Here is a 23,598-nt window from a genome sequence, read left to right on the forward strand (position 1 = left end):
ACTCGTGAGCCAGCCAGAACCGACGGTTCTGGCGAGGTCGTTGCGGCGCTCATCGGGAACGATGAGTTTGACCGGCGCGGTTCGACGAACCTCCATGTTTCAGACTACTGTCTAGCGGTGCTTATACGCTTGGGAGTCGGGTGGCTATCGTCGTGCGGTTGCGTCGTCCATTGTCGGTTTCCTCTCCGACCAACTCACTCGCTTCGCTCGCTCCTTGAGGTCGGAGGCTCCACCTCGAATTATGCTGATCGGTCGCCCTCGGATTTTTCGACGTCCGTTCGTCCCTCGAGCCGGCGTTCCGGTCACGGCACGCACGAAACGGCCACGGAAGCGCCGACGCCGTGCCGTCCCGTCCGGCCGTTGTTGCGGTCAGACTTTCTTTCTCGAGAAAATACGTGTTATCGTTCACAGAAACTCTTTATATTGGAAGGTGGCACCATACACCATGGTAGGGGAACCAAACCGACGGCAAGTACTGGGGGGAATCGGCGCGGCGGGAACGTTCTCGCTCGCGGGCTGTCTGGACGCCATCGGCGCGGGCAACGGCGAGGCCGACGCGGACGACAACGGTGACGCCGACGCGATGATCGGTGTCCTCCAGCCGGAGTCGGGCGACCTCGGGGATCTGGGAACGCCGATCGCCGACGCGGCCGAACTGCCGGCGATCCAGCTCGCGAACGAGGGCGTCGACTTCGAGATCGACGTTCGGCGCGAGGACACCGAGACGACGCCCGACGTCGGCGTCAGCCGCGCCGAGGCGCTGCTCGACGCGGGCTACCCGGCCGTAACTGGCGCGGCCGCCTCGGACGTGACGATCACCTGCGCGGAGGACGTCTGGTACGACGGCGAGGTCGTCGCGATCTCGCCGGCCAGCACCTCGCCCGACATCACGGATATGCCCGGCGACTACCTGCTGCGAACCGCGCCCAGCGACGAGTGGCAGGGCGACGCGATGGCCGAGATCGCCGTCGAACAGGAGGGCGCCGAGTCGGTCGCCACGATGTACCTGAACAACGACTACGGCCAGGGACTCAACGACGTGTTCGTCGCGGGCTGTGAGGACCGCGGCGCCGAGGTCCTCGAGGAAGTTCCCTTCGAGCCCGAGCAGGCCTCCTACGACTCCGAACTCGAGAGCACGGTCGGCGAGGAGCCCGACCTGCTGATGGTCGTGGGCTACCCGGAGAGCGGCCAGGTCATCTTCCGGGACTTCTACACCGACTTCGACGACGGGACGACGATCCTCGTGCCGGACGGCCTCATCGACCCGTCGCTGCCCGGCCAGGTCGACAACCCGATGGAGAACGTGATGGGGACTGCACCCGGCGCCGGCGGCGACGGCGCCGGCCACTTCACCGACCTCTACGAGGAGGAGTACGACAGTGCACCCGGCGTGTTCAACGCCCAGGCCTACGACGCGACGGCGGTGCTCATCCTCGCGACCCTCGCCGCGGGCGAGATCGACGGCGCCGCCATCGCCGAACACGTCCGCGAGGTGGCAAACCCCGACGGCGAGGAGGTCACGCCCGAGAACTTGGGCGAGGGCCTCGAGATGGCCGCCAACGGGGACGAGATCCAGTACCGCGGGGCGTCCGGGCCCGTCGAGTTCGACGACAACGGCGACCAGGTAGCGGTCACCTACGAGATCGGTCGGTACCACGAGGACGGCTACGACGTCGAGGACACGGTCGAGTACGAGGCCTGATCGGACCGGCAATCTTTTTCGATACCGCAAAAGCGATTCGAGCGACGGCTCGCTCCAGCGGGCGCCCCGCTAGCCGCCCAGGAAGTCCTGTCGGACCTGTTCGTTCGCGAGCAGCGCCTCGCCGCTGTCGACGTACCGGTTCTGTCCCTGGACCAGGACGTAGCCCCTGTCACAGCGCCGCAGCGCCTCCTTGGCGTTCTGTTCGACCAGCAACACCCCGGTACCGTCCGCGTTGATCTGATCGATCCGGTCGAACATCTCCCCGACGAGGTCCGGCGCGAGCCCGGCGCTCGGCTCGTCCAGCAGGAGGAGATCGGGATCGAGCATCAGCGCCCGCCCCATCGCCAGCATCTGTCGCTGGCCCCCGCTCAGGTCGCCGGCCGCCTGACTCCGGCGCTCCTCGAGGATCGGGAACCGATCGAAGATCCGCTCGAGTCGATCCTGCGGAACGTCGTCCAGAATATAGGCGCCCATCTCGAGGTTCTCGAGGACCGACAGCGACGGGAAGACGTTGTCGTTCTGGGGAACGTAGCCGATCCCGGTCGTGATGATCTCCTCCGGTCGGTAGCCGCTGATCTCCTCGCCGGCGAACTCGATCGAGCCGCCCATATGGACGGTCAGCCCGAAGACGGACTTCATCACCGTTGACTTGCCGGCCCCGTTCGGGCCGACGATGGTGACGTACTCGCCCTCGCCGACCGCGAGGTCGACGTCGTCGATGATCTGGAGGTCGCCGTAGCCGGCGTCCAGCCCGGAGACGTCGAGGATGGCCATCAGATCTCACCTCCGAGGTACGCCTCGATCACCTGCTCGTTCGACTGGATCTCCGTCGGCGCCCCCTCGTCGAGGACGGCGCCCTGGTGCATGACGATCACGCGCTCGCAGTTGTTCATGATGACGTCCATGTCGTGTTCGACGATGAGGAAGCTGTACCCCTGTTCGCGCAGCTCGTGGATGTGCTCGAGGAGCTTCTTCTCGAGGGTCGGGTTGACGCCGGCCATCGGCTCGTCGAGCATGAGCATCTCCGGCTCGGTCTGCAGGGCTCGCGCGAGTTCCAGTAACTTCCGCTGGCCGCCCGAGAGGTTCTTCGCGTACTCCTCGGCCAGGTGGTCGATCTCGAAGAACTCGAGGGTCTCCCAGGCCCGCTCGCGAAGCTCCCGTTCCTGGTCGATCACCTCCCCGCGGAAGTACGGCAACACGGACCGCCACAGCGACTCGCCGCGCTGTCCCTTCGGCGCGAGCATCATGTTCTCGAGGACGGTCATCTCCGGCAGTTCGCGGGCGATCTGGAACGTTCGGACCAGCCCGCGGTTCGCGACCTGGTGGGGCTGCTCACCGGTAATCTCCTCACCGTCGAAGACGACTCGTCCGCCGTCGGGCCGGTGGACGCCGGTGATACAGTTGAACGTCGTCGACTTGCCGGCCCCGTTCGGCCCGATCAGTCCGGTGATCGATCCCCGCTCGACCGCGAAGCTCGCGCCGTCGACCGCGACGATCCCGCCGAAGCGCTTCTCTAAGTTCTGGACCTCCAGAACGGCGTCCTCGACGGCGCGATCTACCCGATCGTCGTCGCCCTCGCTACGGTCGGCTCCCGGGTCGGCGCCTGGCTCGAGGTCACTCATCGCGGTCACCTCCGTTCGTCGCGGGAGGTTCGTTCGTCCCGGTTCCGTCGCTCGAGGGGTCGTCGCTCCCGACCGCCGGTCGTCCGCCGTCGGCAACCGGGCCGCGACGGCTCAGGTCGACGCCCGCCGAGATCTCCTTGCGGTGGCCCAGCAGCCCGTCGGGGCGCTTGATCATGAGGACGATGAGCACGACGCCGAGCACGATGTACCGTACCTCGTCGGCCTGCTGGTAGAGCACGTAGCCGATCAGGGCCGACGGATCGCCGGCACCGAGTTCGGCGAACGCGCCGTAGGCGGTCCGCGGGAAGTCGGTCCCGAGGTTCGCACGGACCATCGTCCGGACGAAACGGGGCCCCTCGAAGATGAAGGCGGCGAAGGCGAACCCGCCGATGACGCTGCCGGTGTTCGACCCCGCGCCGCCGACGATCAGCGCGACGAAGACGTAGAACGTGATCAGCGGCATGAAGTGGTTCGGGCTGATGTGGGTTCGACTGCCCATCCACAGCGTGCCGACCAGCCCCATCAGCGCACAGCCGAGCGCGAACGCCGCGATCTTGGCGCGGTCGGTGCGCTTGCCGAGCGACTTCGCCGCGAGTTCGTCCTCACGGATGGCCTTCAGCACGCGGCCGAACGGGGAGCGGGCGATCCGGGTCAACAGGACGTAGAAGGCGATCACGAACAGGATCAGGACGAGCGTATAGATCCCGCGCTCCAGAACCGACGAGGCGATACCGACGGTCCCACCGACTGCGATCAGAACGTCGCCGAGTTCGCCGACGACCGGCTGGTCGAACAGCCAGCCGACAACGCTGTCGACCGGGGTCGCCCTGATCCCCTGTCCGCCCCCGGTTCCGTAGGCCGTGTCGCCGATCTGGCGGAGGCTCCGGGACTGGACCGAGAGTCTGACGATCTCCGAAAAGCCGAGGGTGACGATCGCGAAGTAGTCGGCTCGGACCCGCAGCGTCGGGATCACGAGCAGAAGGCCGGCGATACCGGCGGCGATCACTCCGAGAACGATGCCGACCGGGATCGGCAGCCCGAAGCCGGCGGGCGAGCCGTCCGGCGAGGCGATGGCGATCGACATCGTGTAGGCCCCGATCGCCATGAAGCCGGCGATGCCGATGTTGAACATCCCGGTGTACCCCCAGTGGAGGTTCAGCGCCAGCGCGCCCAGCGCGAATATCGCCGCGAAGTAGGTGATCGACTGGATCGTGCCGACCGTGGCGTTGACTCCCGCCCCGGAGAGCACGCCGACGAGGAAGAAGCCGACGTACGTCGCGAGGACGACCTTCGCGATCAACAGGAGGTCGGAACGCCACTTCGGCCGGGTCACGCCGGACGCCTCCGCCGAGTCGTCCGGCACGTCGTCCCCGGGCACCGCCGTGGTGTCGGTTTCGGGGTCGCCGTCGGGATCGGCGCCGCTCATGCCGTCTCAACACCTCCGAGTAGCCCGTCGGGTTTGACGATCAGTATCAGTATCATCAGCGTAAACGCCGCGATCTCGTTGAGGTCGGCCGGGATCCAGATCAGCGAGACGTTGATCGTCAGCCCGATCACGAGCGAGCCGACCAGCGCGCCGTAGATCGAGCCGATCCCGCCCAGGATCACCGCCGCGAAGATCAACAGGAGCAGGAACCAGCCGATGTTGATCGAGAACTGCCCCCGATCGAGGACGATGAGATAGCCCGCCACGCCGGCCAGCCCCGCACCGATCGACCAGGTCGCGAAGATCACCCGCTCGGTCGGAATGCCGGTGATCAACGCGAGATCCTTGTTGTCGGCCATCGCGCGCATCGCCTTCCCCAATTTCGTGTACTGAAGCAGGAGGTGGAGCCCGACGATCAGTCCGACCGCCGTCGCGACGAGCGTGAGTTCGTGGAGGTTGAGTCGTTCGAAGGGCAGCCACGCGGGAAGCTCCTCGACGATCGGCGCGCTCGCCGTCGCGGAGTGGGACTCGACGGTCCAGAACACGCCGATGATGTACCGGAGCGCGAGCGCGACGCCGACGCTCGCGATGAGCAGCGAGATCCCGCCCGCGTCGCGCATTCGTCTGTACACGAGGCGGTCGATAGCCAGCGCGACGCCGACGGTCAACAGCGCCGCCGCCACGAGTCCGACCAGGATCGCGACGGGCGAGGCCAGCACGCTCATTCCCAGTTCGCCGCCCGTCGGCCCCGCCGCCGTCGGACTGAACAGAACGAGTTCGCCGACGCTGTAGACACCCCAACCGCCGATCAGCCACGCGACCGCCCACCCCGAGAACGCGCCCGTCGTGACCAGATCGCCGTGCGAGAAGTTTGCGAACCGGAGGATGCTGTAGGTCATCGAGAGCCCGATCGCCGCCAGCGCGATGTACAGCGAGTCGACCAGCCCGTTCCAGGTGTACCGCCACAGCCGCCCGAACGCCATCTCGCCCGTCGCGAGCCGCCTGACAAGATCGAGCGCGAGGACGACGATCCCGAGGACGATCAGCAGCGCGAACAGGTCCTGGCCGGACGGCGACGAGAACCGCTCTCTCGTTTCGTCGACCAACTCCGAAACTCCTTCCCCTGTGTTACCAACACCCATGTTACGTTGAGTGATTACGGCCTCGAGTATATAGTTCACGCTACTCGCCACCGATGAACACGCACCCTCGAGCGAATCGACCCCGCCGAGCCTCGCCGAACGGCCCCCGCTACGCCTCGCCGTACACCGGGACGGCCGCGCCGCTGGTCACCGCCGCCCCGTCGCTGCAGAGAAACGCCATCACGTTCGCGATCTCTTCCGGATCGACCCACTCGTCGTGGTCGGCGTCGGGCATCATCTCGCGGTTCATCGGCGTGTCGATCACGCTCGGCATCACGCAGTTCGCCCGGACGACGCCCGCGTTCTCCGCGGCCAGCGTCTCGGTCAACAGCCGGATGCCGGCCTTCGTGATCCGGTAGGGACCGTCGCCCTCGCCGCCCTCGAGCGACGAGCGGGCGCTGACGCTGACGATCGCCCCGTCGGACTCCCGGAGGTGGGGCAGGGCGTGTTTCGAGGCCAGGAAGGCCGTCTTCAGGTTGACGTCGACGAGCATGTCGAACTCCTCGAGATCGGTCTCCTCGATCGGCTGGCCGCCCCGCCAGGTGCCGGCGACGTTACAGAGGTGGTCGATCCGGCCGTGGTCGTCGACGACGTCCTCGACGAGGGTCGAGACCTCGCTCTCGTCGGTGAGATCGGCCTCGTAGAAGACGGTTCGATCGTCGGGCTCGAGCAGGCTGTCCTCGGCGTCGGGTTCGACGACGTCGACGGCACAGACGGTCGCGCCGGCGGCACGGAACCGGTCGACGACCGCGCTGCCGAGCGCGCCGCTTGCCCCCGTGACGACCGCGACGGTATCCGTAAACTCCACGTCGAACGTTGTCTGTGGACTCATACCATTCCTCTCGAGGGCCACGTAGATCAATCTCGGGGCGGACGTCGCCGAACTCGGACTCGACGCTCGGACGGAGCGTCGTCGTTCGGTACCGTTGATCGCTGTCCGTCCGAGCGATCACCGATAAAACGCGACGGCGATCCGTATCAGAACCCGTGTGGCGGAAGCGAGACCCGTCGAAGCCAGAAGCGGTCGATGGCGCTCGCGACCGTCTCGAACTCGTCGGGGTCGGACGGTTTCGAGAGGTACGCGTTCGCGGCCCGCTCGTAACTTTCGTGAACGTCGCTGGAGGCGCTCGAGTCCGACAACACCAGCACCGGCAACTGAACGAGGTCCGCGTCGTCCCGAACGTTCTCGAGGAACTCGAACCCGTCGACCTCCGGCAAGTCCAGCGCCAGCAGTACGAGATCCGGGATCCGCTCGGACTCCTCGACCCGTTCGCGCAGGAACTCGAGGGCCGCCGCGCCGTCGGTCGCCACCTCGATTTCGGTCTCGGTCGCGACCGTCTCGAACGCCTCCCGGGCCCGTCGCGCGTCGTCCGGGTCGTTCTCGATCAGCAGCAGCCGGGATCGCTGTTCGGTCCCGGTTTCGTACTGCGATCGCCCCAGAGTCGAGGCGTCCGGGGTCGAGTACTGCTTACTTTCCATAATTTCTATCTCTGATAATTATATGTATGCCGATCCTATATAAACTTGTTTGACGATATAATCTAACGAATTTAATAAAGTTATTTAGACCGATACTATCGCTCGAGTAACGGCACGGTTCGGGAGCGATTCCACAGGCTCAAGTCACCCGCGAACGAGCCGTTACTCGAATGCGTCTGATCGCCCACCGGGGTTTCGCCGCGACGGCACCGGAGAACACGATCGCCGCGGTCCAGTCTGCAGCGACACACGCCGACGCGGTCGAGTTCGACGTCCGGCGCTGTGGTTCGGGCGAACTCGTCGTCATCCACGACGAGACGACCGACCGCGTCACCGGGGTCGAGGGAGCGGTCGCCGACAGCTCCCTCGAGGAGTTGCGCTCGCTGTCGGTGTTCGACTCCGAAGAACGGATCCCGACGCTCGAGGAGATGCTCGCGGCCGTCCCCGACCACCTCGAGATCAACCTCGAGATGAAAGCCGAGGGGATCGCCGCGGACGTCCTCGAGGCCCTCGACGGGGTCGAGAACCGGGTCGTCGTCACCTCCTTCCTGCTCCCCGAGTTGCGAGCGATCCGGGAACACGACCGCGACCAGCCGACCGGCCTCCTCGTCAGCCGCCGGCTCGAGACGCCGGTGACGACGGCGGTCGAACTCGACTGCGACGTCATCGGGGCGAACTACTGGCGGTGTCTGACGACCCGACTCGTCGAACGGGCGAAGCGGGTCGACCTCGAGATCCACGCCTGGGCGATCGAACGGTGGACGACGGCGCGGCTGCTCGGGCTGTGGGGGGTCGACTGCATCTCGGCGGATCGGCCGATTCAGCTCGACTAGGAGAGTTTTCCGCAGGCCCACGCCGCTCGATCACGAACGGTCGGCTCCGGGTCCCCGGTCGCGAGCGTCGAGAGACGGTCGCGCGCTTCGGTGACGTTCCCGTAGCCCAGCGCGATACAGGCGTTGGCCCGAACGTACTGGTGATCGTCCTCGAGCAACTCGAGCAGCCGCGCTCGTACCGGCTCGACGACCGACGGGCTGGCGGCGGCGACGCGTCCGATCGTCACCGCGGCGTTGGCCCGCGTTTTTGGATCGTCGCTCTCGAGGGCCGTCCGAACCTGCGGACAGGCCGGTTCGACGGCTCCGGGTCGGCGGTGGGCGACGTCCGCCAGACAGCCGATCGCGTTGCGCCGGAGCTCCGCGTCGTCACGAGCGAGGAGGTCGACGACGTGTTCGACGAACGCGAGCGAGGGGAGCTCGGCCTCCGAGCGGGCCAGCCGACCCAGCGCGGACAGCGCCGAAACGGCGTCGTCGCCCGGCGCCGTCGCCAGCGTCTCGGTCAGCAACCCGAGGGCTGGCTCGAGGGCTTCCGGCCGCGCCCGGGAGACGTGTGCCAGCGTTCGGATCCCCCGCTCGTCGCCGTCCCGGGCCGCGGTGACGTCGACCAGCGCGGGGACGTGGTCCGCGAGCGCGGTCGGGCGCTCGGCGGCCACCGCGGCGAGACACCGGAGCAGCTCTCCCGTCGCCGGCGTGTTCGGGTTCTCGGCCGCGACCGCGACGAGCGCGTCGGTCGACGGGGTGACGTCGGAGGGGGCTTCGATCGCCAACTCCGCCAGGGAGTAGGCGACCGCCTCCCGGAGTTCGAACTCCGGCTCTCGGAGGAGTTCGCGGAGCTTCGGAACCGTCGGCACGTACGTTCCGGGCTCGCTCTCGACCCCGTCGCGGACGGTCCGAACGGCCTCCTGTCTGGTCGTCGAATCAGTCGCGTCGAGTCCGGCGAGTACTACCGGTAGATCTACCGTCCCGGATCGCTGTCGCTGCTCGACGGTTTGGCCCCCATCCCAGTCCATCTCGTCTACCCTATGTCTGAAAATCAATAAAAGCGTTACGACTGTCCGCCGCTCGAGAGAGCCAGCTAGGCGAGCCACTCCTCGGGTTTGGTGTCGTAGTCGACGTCGTCGGCCGCGAGGTGATCGACCTCCTCCCAGGGCACGTCCTCGATCGTCACCTCTGAGCCGTCGTACCGGATGAGCTTCCCGCGCTCCTCGGGTTCGGGCTCCCGGTTGCGCCGTTTGGCGACTTCGACGTCGTGTTCGTCGACCTCCTTGACGATCGTCAGCAGGTTCACGGGCCGTCCCCAGAGCTCGAAGATCCGCTTGAGCGTCTCGCGGGCCTGCCCCAGATCGAGCATGACGCCGTTGTACTGGTGGCCCAACAGGAGTTCGTTGGCGTTGTTGTAGTTGCCGTCGTACACCGCGATCGTGGGCTTCCCGAAGTTGGTGAACTGCAACAGGAGCTTCTTTTTGACGTCCTCGGCGGCGTCGCTGGCGACGTGGAACTGGCCCGTCGCCTGGGAGTGCTCGTAGGTGAAGTAGTTGTTCTCCGTGATGAACTCCTGGGTGAGGAACTCGTCGAGGAAGGTGACGTCGTTGTGGCTCTCCCGGACGTCGTACATCCGGTCCCAGCCCGCGGTGAAGTCGACGTCGGCGAGGGCCTCCTCGACGCTCGCGTAGCGGGCGTCGTCGAAGAGGTACCGACCGATCCGCTCGAGTTCGTTCTGGTTCACCCGGCTCAGGAAGCCGCGGTGCTGGCGCTTGACCAGCGAGTAGTGCCGACGGGCCAGCCCCTCGTAGGTCAGGGCCTTCCAGGGATAGCGCTCGAGATCGATCTCGCCGTCGCGGGCGCGCTCGAGCGCCTCTCGGTCGATCCACTCCTCGGGTAACTCCGCCAGTGAGTCGATCCCGGCGGCGTCGACGCTCCCGAGCGGTGCCGGCGGCTCGAGGGTCTCGAGCACCGAATCGAAGTCGACGACGTCGGTCAGGTTCCGCCAGGAGACGTCCTCGACGCGCAGCAGCCGTTCTAAGACCTCGCGGCGGTTAGTGGTGTTCTCGACGTACTCCCACAGCTCCATGCCGAGGCTGTAGGGGTTGAGGCCGCCCGACGCCAGGACCTTCGCCATGTGGTCGGCGTAGTTGAGGAACTCGTCGTCGCCGGCGAAGCGCTCGTCGGTCATCATCGTCGACTCCCAGTAGGCCGCCCACCCCTCGTTCATCACCTTCGTCATCTTCTGGGCGGCGAAGTAGTACGCCTCCGCCCGCATCATATCGAGGACGTCGCGCTGCCAGGGCTCCATCTCGACGGCTCGACCCGCGTCGTCGTCGTACTGCTTGCCGTGTTCGCGGACGAACGACAGCACGTCCTTCTGGGGTTCTTCGGGGAAGTTGACGGGGCCGTCCTCGCCCTCGAGTTTCTCGAGCCACTCCTCGTCGAACACCTCGCCTTTGATCTCCTCGGAGAGCCCGAGCTCGTCGAGTTTCGCCGCCAGATCCTCGTCGATCTCCTCGGCGGGACCGTCGATCTCCAGGCGCCGACTGAACACCTGGTGCTGGTCGATGTTGTCCTCGAGGCTGAGGCAGTGGTCGACCCACTTCTCGACCTCCGCCCGATCGATCTCGGGATTGGACATGTACTCGTCGATGGCGCGGGCGTGGCGCTCGAGCATCGCGGCGGCGTTGACCTGGCCCTCGTCGGACTGGCCGCTGGTGAACAGGCCGAACCACTCGTTGCTCGCGAAGAAGTCGGAGTGGGCCTCGACGTGGGTGATGACGGCCTTCTGGTCGGCCAGCGTGTTCGACTCCTGGAGGAACGCGTGGGCCGGGTTGTCGTTGTTGACGATCTCGAAGGCCTTCCCGCCGCCGTACTGGCCTTGTTTCTGCTGGCGGTCGTACTGCATCCCCCACCGCCAGTGGGGATATCGCGACTGGAACCCGCCGTAGGCGATGAGTTCGTTCATCTCGTCGTAGTCGACGATCCAGTACTTGACGGGGTAGGGCTCGAGGCCCAGCTTCTCGGCGAGGTTGCGCGCCTCCCGGACCGGCTCCTCGAGGTCGCTCGCGATCGCCTGTTTGCGGAACCTGTCGGTGTTCGAGTTAGTCATCCGTATCACCTTCCGTGCTGAGGATGTCGTAGATCGCGTCGGTCACGTCGTCGGCGCCGTTGACGTACGCCACCGCGACGTCCTCGGCGTCGCGGCCGAAGTGCCGTTCGAGCTCCTCGGCGTGGGTGGCGTTGATCGCGTTGCCCGACGGCTGGGTCTCCACGTAGGCGTGGAGGTTCGCCGGGATCTCCTCCATCAGCGGGATCACCCGCTCCTCGGTGTCGTTCGAGGAGTTCTCCGAGTCGCCCGCGGCGAAGACGTAGCGGTTCCAGTCGCTCCAGGGGTACTCCTCGAGCAACTCGTCGGCGAGTTCGTACGCGCTCGAGATCTTCGTCCCGCCGCCGCTACGAATGCCGAAGAACTCCTCGCGTTCGACCTGCCAGGCCTCGGCGTCGTGGGCGATGTAGACGAACTCGGCGTTGTCGTACTTCCCCGTGAGATACCAGTCCAGCGGGGTGAAGGTGCGCTCGACGAGTTCGCGTTTCTTCTCGCGCATCGAGCCCGAGACGTCCCGGATGTTGACCACGACGACGTTCTTCTCCTTCTCCTCGATGATCTCGGGGTGGCGGTAGCGCTCGTCCTCCCGGCGGAACGGGACGTGTTTGATCCCCTCGCGGCGGATCTTCTGCTGGACGCTCTGGCGTTCGACGTTTTCCTCGAGTTCCTCGACCGAGGCCCACGCGCCGCGTTCGGCCGGCGGGATGTCGTCGTAGGCGTCCTCGATCCAGGCCATCGACACCGGGATGCTCTCGCTCCGGGCCCACTCGAAGACGTCGCGGGGGCCGAAGCCCTCGACCTTGCAGACCTCCCGCAGGAACTCCTCGTCGAAGTCCATCGCGAGCTTGCGCTTGAGCCCCTCCTTGAACATCCGCTCGAAGTCGAGCGTGCTGTCGGGGCCCGTCCGCGTGAGGTCGGTGAACGGGCCCTCCTTCTCCTCGACGACCTTCTTGCCCTTCGGCTCGAGGTCGAGCCCGAGTTCCTCGTCTAACTCCTGGGCGAACTCCTCGGGATCCATCTCGTAGTACTCGTGGTCGCCGCCCTCCTCGCCGGGTTCGTCGCCGTCGCCGTCGTCGTCGCCCGGCTGGGGTTGGGGCTGGCCGACCGGCTGGCCGACGTCGGGGGTGCCGCCGTCGCCCTGGCCGACGCCGCCCTGGTCGCGCTGGTCGTACTCGAACTCCGGCAGGGAGACGATCTTGACGGGGATCTGGATCCGATCGGGTCTGCCGCCGCCGAGGTCGCCGTATTTGATGAAGTCGGCCAGATCCTCGCGGCGCTGTTCGCCCACCTCGCGGAATCGCTCGAGGTCGTCTCTCAGTCCCATCTGTAACACACCTGTCCCATGACGTGTCTGCTGGTCAGTTCGGCCGACGCCTCGGTGTAGTCGAACTGTTCGACCATCGTCTCGATCGTCCGGTCCTTGACGGTCTCCGTCTCGGTCCCGCTCGGCGGATCGTCCCACTGGCGGGGGTCGAAGTCCTCGAACGTTCGCTCGACGTCGTCCCAGTCGTGACTCTCGAGGACGGACTTGATGACCGGGATCGCGGTGAGGTCGACGTCCTGAACGGAGAAGTCCTCGTCGCGGTGTTCCCACGCGTGGCGGTTCAGCGACGTGATCACCTTCTCCCGGCGGAAGTTTCGCACGCTCTCCCTGGGGAGGTTGCCCTCGTACTCGGCTTCGGAGAAGCGCCCGAGGTGTTCGATCTCGAACAGTTTCATCTTCAGCGGATCGGGCTCGACGCGCTCGCCGCGGTCGTTGTACAGCGGCTCCTCGGTCTCCCAGGCGTAGACGTGCTCGACGTACTCGGCGACGGTCTCCTCGTCGACGCGTTTTTCGTGCATGATCGCCTCGATGACGTCGCTTTCCTGCTGGTCGAAGACGTAGTTCTTTACGGGGACGACCCGGTTCTCGAACTCCGAGCGCTCGCCCGTCGAGAAGACCGGGGCCTCGGAGAGCCCCTCGGCCATCGCGTTCAACACGTCGCGGGGCATGACGACGTCCTCGACCGCCAGTTCGGAGTGGTGGCGGTCCCGGTCGGCCTGGAGCAACTCGGCGAGGGTGTCCCGCGTGTAGGTGACGGGGATCCCGCCGTCGCCGTCGCGGCCGTCGCCGTCGAAGTCGAACTCCTCCTTCTCGCGGCGGCTGTCACCCTCCTGAAGGTAGCCCTGGTCGTAGATCATCGCCTTGTCGACGAGATCCAGTCCGTTGGGCAGATCCTCCTGATCCAGCCGGGTGACGACCGCGTACAGCGCCGCGGCCTCGATCGCGTGAGGAGCGAACTCCCGGCGGCTCGGCTCGCCGTCCCGGTCCTTGACCGTCATCGTCACCGGCTCGCGGATCCGATCGACGAGGTCGAGGTAGTGGTCGGCCTCCCAGACCGACGTCTCGTTCGTGAGCTCCCGGCGGATGAGCTCCGTCTCGAGGCTCAGGTTCGTCAGGTAGCCGAACTGGTGGCGGTCGAGGCGGCGTTTCAGCGCCTTCAGCGGGTCCATCCCGTTGCGGTCGGAGTGCTGGTTGAGCTGGGCCTCGAGGTCGGGGTTCGAGATGATCAGCATCTGCGTATCGATATCCATCCCGATCCCCTGGTCGAGTTTCACCGACTGCTCGTCGGGGACGTTCAACAGCTTCTGGAGCAGGTCGGCGTGCTGGGCCGCGTCCTCGACGACGGTGAGGACGCCGTTACCCTGCGAGAGCACGCCGTCGTAGCTAAACGCCTGCGGGTTCTTCCGGCCCCGCGAGTCGAGTTCCTGGAGCATCCCGTGCATCCAGGAGCCGACGAGCCGTTCCTTGGGACGGCCGTCGTCCTCGCTGTGGAGGACGCCGACGCCCTGACCGATCTCGACGACGTAGTTTTTCACCCGGAGGTGCTGGTCGTCGGCGATCGCCGAGAACAGCGCGTCCTTCCCCTCGCGGCGGTAGTGTTCCTCGAGGTAGTTGTACGCCTCCCGGGAGAAGGGATCGAGCGCGGCGTCGACCCGAACGGGAACGTGGTCCTCGAGTTCGTCGTTCAGCTCCTCGAGCAGCTCCTCCCGAACCGCGTCGGGAAAGACCGACAACGGGTGGGTCTGGACCGGGCTCTCGTACCAGTGGATGTCGTCGACGGTCGTCGGATCGGCGCCGTAGCTCAGTCCTCGCTCCTCGACGTCGGCCGTCGTAACGTTCCACTCGACGGTGTACCGGCGTCCCTCGGGCGTCTTCGAGTACTCGCGCAGCCCGTTGACCAGACAGCGCTTGAGTTCGGACTTGCCCGTCGCCGTGGGGCCCTCGAACCAGATGATCTTCTCGTCTTTCGCCCGCCCCGCGGCGATCGATCTGAGGTCGTCGACGAACCGATTCAGGACCTCGGTGTTGCCCAGAATCGCGTGCTCGCCGTCGTTGTGCGGATCGTCGAAGAACCGGTATCGTTCCTTCTCCTCGCCCTCCTCGACGACGGTGCGGGTGCCGGCAGCCTCGATCGCCTCGAGCAGATACTTCGAGGCGTGGGAGGCGATCGTCGGGTTCTCGAAGACCCGGTCGACGTAGGTCGCGAGGCTCATCGGCTCCTCGTAGGTCTCCTCGAGGGTGCGGTCGGCCTCGCTGACGTAATCGCGTGCGGTCATGTTAATCTTCCATCTCGGCTTTGGCGACCTCCGCGCCGGCGAACTCGAGCACTTCCTTGGCTCCCTCCTCGGAGTAGCCCTGTTCCATCAGCGCGTCGATCCACGACGAACGCTCGTCGTCGTCGAACTCGTTGGCGCTCACGAGGGCGGAGAAGTTGATGTTGTGCTTCTTGTCCTCCCAGAGCTTGCGCTCCAGGGCGCGGCGCAGCCGTTCGTTGTCCTGGGGGTTGAACGCCTCGCCCTCGCGGGCCCGGCGGGAAACCCAGTTCGAGACCTCCTGGCGGAACGACTCCTTGCGGTCCTCGGGGATGTCGAGTTTCTCCTCGACCGACCGCAGGAACGTCTCGTCGGGCTCCTGCTCGCGGCCAGTGAGTTCGTCCTCGATCGTGTCGTCGTCGATGTAGGCCATCACGTGGTCCATGTACTTTTCGCCCTGGCGCTGGATCTCGTCGATGTCGTAGGCCAGCGCGTGGCGGACGTCCTCGATGGCCCGCTCGCGGTACTCCTCGCGGACCGTCTCGAGGTACCGGTAGTACCGCTCGAAGTTGTCCTCGGGGATGGAGCCGTGGTGCTCGAGGTTCTCCTCGAAGAAGTTAAAGACCGTCAGCGGCGAGAGGAACCCGCGCGAGCGGTGTTTCGAGTCCATGATCGCCTCGGCGATCTCGTCGCCGATGAAGCGTGGCGAGACGCCGACCATCCCCTCGCCGATCTCGGCTTTCGCCTCCGCCTCCTCGCGGAGTTTCTTGACGTCGATGTCGTCGCCCTCGTCGATCTCGCCGTTGTACGCCTTGGCCTTCGAGAGCAGGTCGACGGTCTCGGTGTCGGGCTCCTCGATCCGCGTGAGCACGCCAAAGAGCCCCGCCATCTCCAAGGTGTGGGGCTCGACGTTGATGTCGGGGACGTCGGCGTTGTTCAACATCTTGTCGTAGATGAGTGACTCGTCCTCGTAGGACAGGACGTAGGGGAAGTCGATCCGCTTGGTGCGGTCGTTGAACGCCTCCATCTTCTCGTCGCCCTTCTTGTCCTTGTACTCGGGCATGTTCGTCCGCCCGACGATCACCTGGTCGATGTCGATCCGCGGGTTGCTCTTGGGTTTGATCGTCTGCTCCTGGGTGGCGTGGAGGAAGTCGTAGAGGAACTCCCGCTGGAGTTTCAGCAACTCCTCGCCGGAGAACACGCCGCGGTTGGCGTTACAGAACGCTCCGGAGTAGTCGAACGCGCGCGGATCGCTCTCGCCGTAGATGGCGATCTTCGAGTAGTTGACGTCGCCGGTCAGTTCGGTCTCGTCCTGGTTTTTCTTGTCCTTGGGTTCGAACGTCTCGAGACACTGGCGCTTGTTCTCGTCGGCGACGAGGCGGATGACCTCGACGTGGTTCTCGAGGACCTGCTGGAGGTCGTCCTCGTAGTAGGCGAGCAGTTTGTCCATGTAGAACTCGCTCTCGGGGTCGAGTGCCTGCTCGTTCTGGATCGTGTAGGGTGCGTCGAGAGCCTCGTTCAAGTCGTCGATCACGCGCTGGCGTTGCTCCAGGGGAAGCAAGACGAGCGGGTCCTGGTTCATCGGCGAGCGGACGACGTCGTCGGCCGGATCCTGGTCCTGGATGACGTCACAGAGGTTCGTCCACCGGAACGTGTACATCCGACCCTCCTCGCGGAGGGTGTAATCCTCGAAGTACTTCCGGACCTGCTTGTCGAAGTGGGACTTCCCCGACCCGACCGGGCCGAGCAGGAGCTTGATCCGCCGTTCGGGGCCGAGCCTGCGAGCGCCCGATTTCACCTTGTTGACGAACTCGTGGATCGACTGGTGGATCACCTTCCCGTAGAAGGTGTTCTCGCCGTCACCCAGCGGGTCTTCGGAGGCGAGTTCGTACTCGACGACCCCTTCGGTCTCGTCGTAGGTCGTCCCGTAGTAGTCGAACATGTCCGCCACCCGCTGGTGGGCGTTGCGGGTGATCCTCGGATCCTCGTAGCACTCCTCCAAGTACCAGTCGAAGGACTTTGTCTCCCGCAGGTCCGCGGGCATCGATTCCTTGTAATCCGTACTGAGCTTCTCGAGCGTCTCGATGTCACCGTTCATGGTATCATTGCCAGTTTCGGTCTCCCCCGTCGTATCGGAACGTCGCTCGACCAGCCTGACCCGTCGCGCGGCCGGACCGTCGCGATCCGTCGTCTCGGACGACTCGACACGAACGCCACGTTCGGCGTACACCGCGAACTGCTCGCGGGGCGCGCGAACCGGCGCGGGCGGCATCGTGTCGTGCCATGTGTGATCGAGTGCCACTTTCGTCGCCGGGCGCCGGGGTACCGGGCTCGGTCGACGGGTGCGCCGGGGACGGGCGCGAAGTGGATCGGTCCGGCGAACGGATACCGATAGTATTTAATGAGTGAGTAATCCATCTACTTAAAGTTAGCCCCAAAAGGTATTTACCAGTACCTCCTTTCAGACTAATGATTGAGAAATATACTTGGTTGAGGTGGTTTCACCTACCACGGGAACGGCCGATCGGGATAACTCGTTCGCTTGCAACCCCCGGCACGTCCGGCCCGCGTCGTTCAGGACCGTAAATAGGTGTCCGAATCGGATCGGTCGGCGCCCGCCCGACGGACGACGCCCATTTAGGACGACCGCGCCTACGATCGGCTATGAGCGACCTCGAGTCCCTCCCCGAGACCTGGGAGGTCTGGTCGGCCGAGGACGACGGCCGGATCGTACTCGCGTACCGACCGGACGTCTTCGACGGCGAGGAGTTTCCGGCAGCCTGCCTGCCGACGCTGTACCTGACCCACGGCAAGCGGACGCGCAGGCCCGGAACTAACCCAACCGACCGAACGCTCGAGGACGACTGGTTCGTCACCTTCTACCTCGAGCCCGACGTCTCGCTGAACGAGACGAACCGGTTCGAGACGCGCGCGGAGGGGCTCGAGCGCGCGGTCGAACTCGCCCGGCAGTTCGACGACGGCGAGATTGATTACCGGGCGCTGTACCAGGTGCCTCGCGAACGGTACTTCGATCGGCTCGACGAACTCACCGGCTCGGACGTGACGGAGTCGTAAGTCCGGGTTCCTCGAGGCGTTACGCAGGTGGGCAAACTGCTCGCTTCGCTCGCCGTTTCTACTGGGCGAACAGCCGTCCGAGACGCGCGACAGCGCGTCTCTCTGCGGAACGACGATCGAAGCGCGAGCGTAGCGAGCGGTGAGTGAGTCGTCTGTACCGATCAGTTCGACCGGACCGCGGGACGTGAGGCTTAACCGCCGTCCGCGACTATCGATCCGTATGTCGACCGTCACGCTCATCGGCTCCCGCCTGGCCGAGCCGGGAACCGAGTTCGTCTACGAGGGCGAGGCCGACGGCTGTGCGGGCTGTCCGTACCGCAGCCAGTGTCTCAACCTCTCGCCCGACACGAAATACCGCGTCACCTCCGTCCGCGAGAACGCCCAGACCCTCGAGTGTGCGATGCACGACGGCGGCGTCCGCGCGGTCGAGGTTGAACCCGTCCCCGTGCGGGCGAACATTACCACGAAGGGCGCCTTCGCCGGCAGTAAGGCGAGCCTCCAGGGTCCCTGTCCGTACGTCGAGTGTCCGAGCCACGAGTACTGCGAACCCGACGGCGTCGCGTTCGACGAGGAGTACCGCATCCGGAAGATCGTCGGCGACCCGCCACACGACGTCTGTCACCTGGACCGGTCGCTGCAGTTAGTCGAACTCGAGACCGACGACTGATCGAGAGACTCGTTTCAGCCGGTTAGGCCTCGAGCGCTTCGCCCTCGAGCCAGCTGTCGGCCCAGCAGGAGATCTCCTCGAAGACCGGCTCGAGCGACTCGCCCTTCTCGGTCAGACTATAGTAGGTCGCGATCGGCGCGTCCTCCTCGAGGCGGCGCTCGACGAACCCCATCTCGCCGAGGTCGTCGAGTACCCGCGAGAGGGTGCGGGCGTTGGCGCCGGTCTCGCGTTTGAGTTCGTTGAAGCGGTGTTCGCCCTCGAGCAGGGTGTGGAGGACCGCGAGTCGCCACTGGGAGCCGATCTGTTCGATCGATTCGACGACCGGGCAGGCCTCGTCCTGTTGTTCGCTCGGGTCGCGGGATTGCGGGGTTGCCATCGCTCGACGGTAGGACGCCCCGCCGTATAGCAGTTCGGATCCGAACCAGCTAACCGATCGATACCAGGATACGGCGCTACGGCGTCGCGACCTCGTCCTCGAGCACCGCCTCGATGCGCTCGAGGGCGCGCAGACAGACGGGCGTGTAGCCGGCCCCGCTCAGCGGGAGTTCGAAGACGACTCGACAGCGATCCCCACCGAGGTCGTCGACCCGGTGGCCGGTCGCGGAGATTCGGGCCACGCGCCACGTCCACCGTCGGTCCGCACAGTCGACGACCTCGAACGGCAGCCAGGCACCGGGAACCCGCACCTGACCCGTCGTCCCCGTCCGAACGCGCGCGTCGGTCGCCTCGACCCCGCTGATCAGCGGCGACCACTCCGGCCACCGCCGAGTGTCGACGAGCAGTTCCCAGGCCGCCGCCGGCGGGACTGCGAGGACGTGGGAGGCCTCGAGCCGACGGCCGTCCGGCGTCGACGCGAACTGGAGTCGTGTCATACTCGAACGAGGCGAGCCAGCGACAAGGACGTTCTGCCCGGGGGACCGTTCGAGATTCAACCCGACGACCCGTCGGCGTCGCCGTCGGGTTCGGGTGCTGACAGTTATATCGATGGCGCCGAATCGTGAACTCGTGCCATCCTCCACCACGCGCCGCGGGCTCCTCGCCGGCGCGCTCGCCGCCGGCGTCGGCGGGCTCACGCTGACCGGCGCTCGGGAGCTGCTCGAGACGTTCGCTCCGCTCTCGGGGAGCGCTTGGGACGCGGCCGATCGGTCCCTCTCCGAGCGCGTCGCGAGCCCCTACGGCGAGGCGACGGTTCGGTACGACGAGTACGGCGTTCCGAGCATCGAGGCCGACGAGGAGCGCGCGGCCTATTTCGCCGTCGGCTACGTTCAGGCGTTCGACCGGCTCGCACAGCTCGACCTGCAGCGACGGGTCATGCGCGGGGAGGTGTCCGAACTGGCCGGCGAGGGAACCCTCGAGGACGACGAGTTCCACGTCGCGATGGATTTCGCGGGCGCGGCCGAGACGACCTGGGAGTACGTCGTCGACACGCCCGCGGGGCCGCTCGTCGAGGCCTACGCCGACGGCGTCAACGCGGCGATCGACGGCGAGGGGTTGCCCCTCGAGTTCGAGCTGCTGGGGTACGAGCCCGAGCCCTGGACGCCCGTCGACTCGATGCTGATGGAGAAACAGATCTCCTGGGACCTGACCGGGAACTTCGGCGAACTCCGCCGTGCGCTGGTCGCCGACCAACTCGGCGAGGACGTCCTCGAGGAACTGTTCCCAGAGCGGCTGGACCACGACGTGCCGATTCTGCGGGAGTCGGTCGAAGCGGAGACCCTCGAGGAGGCGGCGGTCGCCGGCTCGGTCTCGAGCGGAGACGCCCTCGATCCGGCGCTGACAAACTGGCTCTCGCGGTTCGAGTCGCCCACCGGCGTCGGCTCGAACAGCTGGGTCGTCTCGGGCGAGCACACCGAGAGCGGCCGACCGATCGTCGCCTACGACCCCCACCTGACGCTGATGACGCCGCCGCTGTGGTACGAACAGCACGTCGAGACCCCCGAGACCTCCGTTCGAGGCGCGACGTTTCCGGGCGTTCCCTTCGTTATCGCCGGCGCGAACGACCGCGGGACGTGGTCGTTCACGAACGTCGGCGCGGACGTCCTCGATTGCTACACCTACGAGATCGACGGCGACGGCGAGCGCTACCGCTACGACGGGGAGTGGCGCGAGTTCGACCGCGAGGAGCGAGAGATCGCCGTCGCGGGCGGCGACGATCGGACCGTGGAGATCAGGAAGACCGTCCACGGGCCGGTGCTTGAACGCGAGGGCCGAACCGTCGGTGTCGCCTGGACCGGCCATACAGCCACGCGGACGACGGAGGCGATCTACGAGTTCGAGCGCAGCGATGGCCTCGAGGAGCTGCTCGAGGCCACGCGAAAGTTCGACCTGCCGACCCAGAACCTCGTCTACGCCGACGCCGACGGGCGGACGCTGTACTACGCGACGGGGCAGCTCCCGATCCGGGAGATCGACGGCGAGGCAGTCTCGGGAAACCGGATCTTCGACGGCTCCGCGGGCGAGGGCGAGTGGGAGGGTTTCGAGCCGTTCGGCGACTCGACCTGGGACGGCTTCGTCCCCTTCGAGGAGAAACCCCACGCGATCGATCCGGACGTGCTCGCGACGGCAAACCAGCGGGTCGTCGACGACCCCGACCACTACGTCGGGGTCGCGTACGCGACCCCCTACCGGGGCGCCCGGATCTACGACCGCCTCGACGAACGAATCGAGTCGGGCGGGCCGACCGATTTCGAGTTTCACCGGGAGCTACAGAACGACGTCTACGACGGTCGGGCCGAACAGCTGGTGCCGGAGCTGCTCGAGGTACTCGAGGAGCGAACCGAGAACGGAGACAGTCCCGACGACACTCGTGCCCACGGCCTCGAGAATGCCCGCGAGACCCTCGCCGACTGGGAGTACGAAATGGATGCGGACTCTCGCGGCGCGCTCCTCTTCGCCCGCTGGATGGACCACTTTCGACGGCTGGTCGTCGAACCCGAGTTCGAGGAGGCCGGCCTCGAGGAGTCGTACTACCCCGACGACTGGGTGATCGCGACGCTTCCCGCCGACAGCCGGTTCTTCGAGGAGCACTCGCGGCCCGAGACGATGGTCGCCGCGCTCGAGGACGCGCTCGACGAGATCGACGACGCCGGGTGGGAGACCTACGGCGACTGGAACTCGACGCGGATCATCAGGCATCCGTTCGGCGCGGAGGCGCCGTTCCTGAACTATCCCGAACGCCCGGCCGACGGCTCGCGGGCGACCGTAAAGAACTACCGCGTCGACTCGGCTGTGGGCGCGAGCTGGCGGATGGTCGTCGAACCCGGGGGTGAGGCAACCGCAGTTCTGCCGGGCGGGAACTCGGGCGACTACTTCTCCGAGCACTACGACGACCAGCTCGAGGACTGGCTGGCGAACGACCAGACGCTGATGGACCGAACGCTCGACGACGATGACGACCCCGACGTCGTCTTCGAGGAGGGGTCGTCGTGACGGGCTCCGGGTCCCACGACGAGAGTCACGACTATGAACGCGTACTCGATCGCGTCCGAACCGAACCACGGGCCCACTGGCTGGCCGTCCTCGTCGTCGTGCCGATCGGACTGATCCTCGCGTGGCTCCACTGGCTCGGGCTCGTCGTCGCCGGCGCGCTCGTCGGGTTCATCTCGCCGACGGTCTGGCACGGGCTCGCCGGCGCCCTCGGGTTCGGCGTCCTCGTCCTCGCGGCCTTCGCGATCGGACTCGGGGATTCGGTCTGGCGCGCCCTCGAGATGACGCCTGCGATCTACGTCACGGTCGCGAGCGCGCTCGGACTGCCCGCGCTGGGCGCGTTCGTCCGCGGGCTGATCTGAGCCGAACCGACGACGGACCCGCCGAACGCGACCCGCACGTCGCTTGCCGATCCACCTACTGTTTTGCCGTCCCGCCGAGTACGGCCCGTCATGGAGTACACCACCCTCGGCTCGACCGGCATGGAGGTCAGCCGGCTCTGTCTGGGCTGTATGAGCTTCGGCTCGAGCGACTGGCGCGAGTGGGTCTTAGAGGAAGAGGAGAGCCACGAGATCATCGACCGCGCGATCGATCTGGGGATCAACTTCTTCGATACGGCCAACCTCTACTCGAAGGGTGAGTCCGAACGGATCCTCGGAAACGCGCTCGAGGGACGGCGTGAGGAGGCCGTCGTCGCGACGAAGGGCTACTTCCGGATGCGCGAGGACGACCCGAACTCGGGCGGGCTCTCCCGGAAGGCGATCGAACAGGAGCTCGCGGCCAGTCGCGAGCGGCTGGGGATGGACACCATCGACCTCTACCAGATCCACCGCTGGGACGACGACACGCCGATCGAGACGACGATGCGGGCCTTGGACGACGCCGTCCGCCGCGGCCACGCCCGCTACGTCGGGGCGTCCTCGATGTGGACCCACCAGTTCGCCGACGCCTTACACACGAGCGACCGACTGGGCCTCGAGCGCTTCGCCACGATGCAGAACCACTACAACCTCGTCTACCGCGAGGAGGAACGCGAGATGTTGCCCTTTTGCGAGCAGGAGGACGTCGGCGTGATGCCGTGGTCGCCGCTCGCGCGCGGCTATCTCACCCGTCCCCACGAGGAGATCGACTCGACGACGCGCGGCGAGACGGAGGAACACATGTACGAGCATCCGTACCGCGAGGGCGGCGGCCAGGAGGTAAACGAGCGCGTGGCCGAGATCGCAGCCCAGGAGGGCGCCACGATGGCCCAGATCGCGCTCGCGTGGCTGCTCCACAAGGACTGGGTCGACACCCCGATCATCGGCACCACGAGCGTCGAACACTTAGAGCAGGCCGTCGAGGCGCTGGAGATCTCGCTGTCGGCGTCCGATATCGCCTACCTCGAGGAGCCCTACGAGCCGGTGGCGGTGTCGGGTCACAGCTAAAGGGGGTTCGGGAACACCGCGGTTTCTTCAGGGGAATCGAGCGTGAAACTCACGTTACGTACAGACGACTCACTCACCGCTCGCTACGCTCGCGCTTCGATCGTCGTTCCGCAGAGAGACGCGCTGTCG

Annotated in this window: 20 protein-coding genes; 7 read left to right on the plus strand and 13 right to left on the minus strand. The window is 66.2% G+C overall.

What is annotated here, in order from left to right:
• Positions 1-445 precede the first annotated feature (445 nt).
• Complete coding sequence (locus ACNA7R_RS12370; protein WP_416283869.1) at positions 446-1,702, plus strand: ABC transporter substrate-binding protein; 1,257 nt, start codon at positions 446-448, stop codon at positions 1,700-1,702.
• 69 nt (positions 1,703-1,771) lie between these two features.
• Here the strand turns inward: ACNA7R_RS12370 and ACNA7R_RS12375 are convergent, their stop codons facing one another.
• From ACNA7R_RS12375 to ACNA7R_RS12400, 6 genes are all read right to left on the minus strand, one after another.
• Entirely contained in the window at positions 1,772-2,476 is a 705-nt protein-coding gene (locus tag ACNA7R_RS12375) for an ABC transporter ATP-binding protein (RefSeq protein WP_416283870.1), read from the minus strand.
• Positions 2,476-3,324, minus strand: a complete 849-nt coding sequence (locus tag ACNA7R_RS12380; RefSeq protein ID WP_416283871.1) for an ABC transporter ATP-binding protein — start codon at positions 3,322-3,324, stop codon at positions 2,476-2,478. Before ACNA7R_RS12380 ends, ACNA7R_RS12375 begins: the two co-directional genes overlap by 1 nt.
• Positions 3,317-4,750 carry a branched-chain amino acid ABC transporter permease gene (locus tag ACNA7R_RS12385; RefSeq protein ID WP_416283872.1) on the minus strand — a complete coding sequence of 478 codons (1,434 nt, stop codon included), beginning with the start codon at positions 4,748-4,750 and terminating at the stop codon, positions 3,317-3,319. Before ACNA7R_RS12385 ends, ACNA7R_RS12380 begins: the two co-directional genes overlap by 8 nt.
• Positions 4,747-5,892, minus strand: a complete 1,146-nt coding sequence (locus tag ACNA7R_RS12390) for a branched-chain amino acid ABC transporter permease (protein ID WP_416283873.1) — start codon at positions 5,890-5,892, stop codon at positions 4,747-4,749. Before ACNA7R_RS12390 ends, ACNA7R_RS12385 begins: the two co-directional genes overlap by 4 nt.
• Before the next feature lie 109 nt (positions 5,893-6,001).
• Positions 6,002-6,724: an SDR family oxidoreductase gene (locus tag ACNA7R_RS12395; protein WP_416283874.1), complete on the minus strand. Its 723-nt coding sequence runs from the start codon at positions 6,722-6,724 to the stop codon at positions 6,002-6,004.
• A gap of 146 nt (positions 6,725-6,870) precedes the next feature.
• Positions 6,871-7,371, minus strand: a complete 501-nt coding sequence (locus tag ACNA7R_RS12400; RefSeq protein WP_416283875.1) for a response regulator — start codon at positions 7,369-7,371, stop codon at positions 6,871-6,873.
• A gap of 170 nt (positions 7,372-7,541) precedes the next feature.
• Here ACNA7R_RS12400 and ACNA7R_RS12405 point away from each other — a divergent pair, with 170 nt between their 5' ends.
• Entirely contained in the window at positions 7,542-8,204 is a 663-nt protein-coding gene (locus ACNA7R_RS12405; RefSeq protein ID WP_416283876.1) for a glycerophosphodiester phosphodiesterase, read from the plus strand.
• Here the strand turns inward: ACNA7R_RS12405 and ACNA7R_RS12410 are convergent.
• The 5 genes from ACNA7R_RS12410 to ACNA7R_RS12430 form a co-directional block, all read right to left on the minus strand.
• Entirely contained in the window at positions 8,201-9,214 is a 1,014-nt protein-coding gene (locus tag ACNA7R_RS12410) for a HEAT repeat domain-containing protein (RefSeq protein ID WP_416283877.1), read from the minus strand. The two genes, ACNA7R_RS12405 and ACNA7R_RS12410, sit on opposite strands and share 4 nt — an antisense overlap.
• Positions 9,215-9,279: 65 nt before the next feature.
• Positions 9,280-11,307: a SpoVR family protein gene (locus ACNA7R_RS12415; RefSeq protein WP_416283887.1), complete on the minus strand. Its 2,028-nt coding sequence runs from the start codon at positions 11,305-11,307 to the stop codon at positions 9,280-9,282.
• The gene (locus tag ACNA7R_RS12420; protein ID WP_416283878.1) at positions 11,294-12,622 is read right to left on the minus strand and encodes a YeaH/YhbH family protein; all 1,329 of its coding nucleotides are present in this window, start codon (positions 12,620-12,622) and stop codon (positions 11,294-11,296) included. The genes ACNA7R_RS12415 and ACNA7R_RS12420 overlap by 14 nt, the downstream gene beginning before the upstream one ends.
• Positions 12,613-14,898, minus strand: a complete 2,286-nt coding sequence (locus tag ACNA7R_RS12425) for a PrkA family serine protein kinase (RefSeq protein WP_416283879.1) — start codon at positions 14,896-14,898, stop codon at positions 12,613-12,615. Before ACNA7R_RS12425 ends, ACNA7R_RS12420 begins: the two co-directional genes overlap by 10 nt.
• 1 nt (position 14,899) lies before the next feature.
• Entirely contained in the window at positions 14,900-16,972 is a 2,073-nt protein-coding gene (locus tag ACNA7R_RS12430; RefSeq protein WP_416283888.1) for a PrkA family serine protein kinase, read from the minus strand.
• A gap of 566 nt (positions 16,973-17,538) precedes the next feature.
• Between ACNA7R_RS12430 and ACNA7R_RS12435 the strand changes: the two genes are divergently transcribed.
• Together ACNA7R_RS12435 and ACNA7R_RS12440 are read left to right on the plus strand one after the other, a co-directional pair.
• The gene (locus tag ACNA7R_RS12435; protein WP_416283880.1) at positions 17,539-17,949 is read left to right on the plus strand and encodes a DUF5820 family protein; all 411 of its coding nucleotides are present in this window, start codon (positions 17,539-17,541) and stop codon (positions 17,947-17,949) included.
• Positions 17,950-18,169: 220 nt separating this feature from the next.
• The gene (locus ACNA7R_RS12440) at positions 18,170-18,616 is read left to right on the plus strand and encodes a UPF0179 family protein (protein WP_416283881.1); all 447 of its coding nucleotides are present in this window, start codon (positions 18,170-18,172) and stop codon (positions 18,614-18,616) included.
• Between the two features lie 22 nt (positions 18,617-18,638).
• On the opposite strand, the gene ACNA7R_RS12445 is transcribed toward ACNA7R_RS12440, so the two are convergent.
• Both ACNA7R_RS12445 and ACNA7R_RS12450 read right to left on the minus strand, forming a co-directional pair.
• Positions 18,639-18,992, minus strand: a complete 354-nt coding sequence (locus tag ACNA7R_RS12445; RefSeq protein ID WP_416283882.1) for a winged helix-turn-helix transcriptional regulator — start codon at positions 18,990-18,992, stop codon at positions 18,639-18,641.
• Positions 18,993-19,068: 76 nt separating this feature from the next.
• Positions 19,069-19,488, minus strand: a complete 420-nt coding sequence (locus ACNA7R_RS12450; protein WP_416283883.1) for an SRPBCC family protein — start codon at positions 19,486-19,488, stop codon at positions 19,069-19,071.
• Positions 19,489-19,621: 133 nt separating this feature from the next.
• On the opposite strand from ACNA7R_RS12450, the gene ACNA7R_RS12455 reads away from it, so the two are divergent.
• The 3 genes from ACNA7R_RS12455 (at position 19,622) to ACNA7R_RS12465 (ending at position 23,469) form a co-directional block, all read left to right on the plus strand.
• The gene (locus ACNA7R_RS12455; protein ID WP_416283884.1) at positions 19,622-22,045 is read left to right on the plus strand and encodes a penicillin acylase family protein; all 2,424 of its coding nucleotides are present in this window, start codon (positions 19,622-19,624) and stop codon (positions 22,043-22,045) included.
• Positions 22,042-22,404 (plus strand): hypothetical protein, encoded by a 363-nt coding sequence (locus ACNA7R_RS12460; protein ID WP_416283885.1) that lies wholly within the window; start codon positions 22,042-22,044, stop codon positions 22,402-22,404. Before ACNA7R_RS12455 ends, ACNA7R_RS12460 begins: the two co-directional genes overlap by 4 nt.
• Positions 22,405-22,494: 90 nt before the next feature.
• Positions 22,495-23,469 carry an aldo/keto reductase gene (locus ACNA7R_RS12465; RefSeq protein WP_416283886.1) on the plus strand — a complete coding sequence of 325 codons (975 nt, stop codon included), beginning with the start codon at positions 22,495-22,497 and terminating at the stop codon, positions 23,467-23,469.
• Positions 23,470-23,598: the final 129 nt, after the last annotated feature.

This window comes from Natronococcus sp., from assembly GCF_047921035.1.
Taxonomy (GTDB): domain Archaea; phylum Halobacteriota; class Halobacteria; order Halobacteriales; family Natrialbaceae; genus Natronococcus.

Excerpts from the sequence above, each read along its gene's own strand:
- ACNA7R_RS12380 (WP_416283871.1), bottom strand. The coding sequence starts at position 3,324 with ATGAGTGACCTCGAGCCAGGCGCCGACCCGGGAGCCGACCGTAGCGAG.
- ACNA7R_RS12400 (WP_416283875.1), bottom strand. The coding sequence starts at position 7,371 with ATGGAAAGTAAGCAGTACTCGACCCCGGACGCCTCGACTCTGGGGCGA.
- ACNA7R_RS12420 (WP_416283878.1), bottom strand. The coding sequence starts at position 12,622 with ATGGGACTGAGAGACGACCTCGAGCGATTCCGCGAGGTGGGCGAACAG.
- ACNA7R_RS12375 (WP_416283870.1), bottom strand. The coding sequence starts at position 2,476 with ATGGCCATCCTCGACGTCTCCGGGCTGGACGCCGGCTACGGCGACCTC.
- ACNA7R_RS12390 (WP_416283873.1), bottom strand. The coding sequence starts at position 5,892 with ATGGGTGTTGGTAACACAGGGGAAGGAGTTTCGGAGTTGGTCGACGAA.
- ACNA7R_RS12435 (WP_416283880.1), top strand. The coding sequence starts at position 17,539 with ATGAGCGACCTCGAGTCCCTCCCCGAGACCTGGGAGGTCTGGTCGGCC.
- ACNA7R_RS12405 (WP_416283876.1), top strand. The coding sequence starts at position 7,542 with ATGCGTCTGATCGCCCACCGGGGTTTCGCCGCGACGGCACCGGAGAAC.
- ACNA7R_RS12410 (WP_416283877.1), bottom strand. The coding sequence starts at position 9,214 with ATGGACTGGGATGGGGGCCAAACCGTCGAGCAGCGACAGCGATCCGGG.
- ACNA7R_RS12430 (WP_416283888.1), bottom strand. The coding sequence starts at position 16,972 with ATGAACGGTGACATCGAGACGCTCGAGAAGCTCAGTACGGATTACAAG.
- ACNA7R_RS12425 (WP_416283879.1), bottom strand. The coding sequence starts at position 14,898 with ATGACCGCACGCGATTACGTCAGCGAGGCCGACCGCACCCTCGAGGAG.
- ACNA7R_RS12445 (WP_416283882.1), bottom strand. The coding sequence starts at position 18,992 with ATGGCAACCCCGCAATCCCGCGACCCGAGCGAACAACAGGACGAGGCC.
- ACNA7R_RS12370 (WP_416283869.1), top strand. The coding sequence starts at position 446 with ATGGTAGGGGAACCAAACCGACGGCAAGTACTGGGGGGAATCGGCGCG.
- ACNA7R_RS12440 (WP_416283881.1), top strand. The coding sequence starts at position 18,170 with ATGTCGACCGTCACGCTCATCGGCTCCCGCCTGGCCGAGCCGGGAACC.
- ACNA7R_RS12465 (WP_416283886.1), top strand. The coding sequence starts at position 22,495 with ATGGAGTACACCACCCTCGGCTCGACCGGCATGGAGGTCAGCCGGCTC.
- ACNA7R_RS12385 (WP_416283872.1), bottom strand. The coding sequence starts at position 4,750 with ATGAGCGGCGCCGATCCCGACGGCGACCCCGAAACCGACACCACGGCG.
- ACNA7R_RS12450 (WP_416283883.1), bottom strand. The coding sequence starts at position 19,488 with ATGACACGACTCCAGTTCGCGTCGACGCCGGACGGCCGTCGGCTCGAG.
- ACNA7R_RS12395 (WP_416283874.1), bottom strand. The coding sequence starts at position 6,724 with ATGAGTCCACAGACAACGTTCGACGTGGAGTTTACGGATACCGTCGCG.